Origin of the sequence: Pseudoalteromonas sp. BMB, assembly GCF_001709235.1 — a bacterium.
Taxonomy (GTDB): Bacteria; Pseudomonadota; Gammaproteobacteria; order Enterobacterales; family Alteromonadaceae; genus Pseudoalteromonas; species Pseudoalteromonas maricaloris.
The window spans coordinates 1-238 of sequence record NZ_MBQA01000060.1 but is presented as its reverse complement, the minus strand read 5'-3'; the positions used below and the strand labels follow the sequence as shown (position 1 = coordinate 238).

The 238-nt window shown below is 37.8% G+C and carries 1 protein-coding gene; it reads right to left on the bottom strand.

What is annotated here, in order from left to right:
* Window positions 1-45: 45 nt before the first annotated feature.
* Window positions 46-186, bottom strand: coding sequence for a cytochrome b N-terminal domain-containing protein (locus tag BB427_RS24840; protein ID WP_217492888.1), 141 nt, complete (start codon window positions 184-186; stop codon window positions 46-48).
* Window positions 187-238 lie beyond the last annotated feature (52 nt).

The window sequence follows — 238 nt, the reverse complement described above, 5'->3', positions numbered from 1 at the left end:
AAATCGAGTTAATGTAGGATTTCCTACAGCAAATCCCCCCCAAACTCATTCAACCATTATTACACCTAAATAAGGAACAGCAGACAACAGATTTGTAATAACAGTAGCAGCCCAAAAAGACATCTGCCCCCAAGGTAAAACATATCCTAAAAATGCTGTGCCCATAGAAAATAGAAAAATAGTCACTCCTCTAATTCAAGTGTTCTTAAATCGGTAAGATCCATAGATCGGAAGAGCA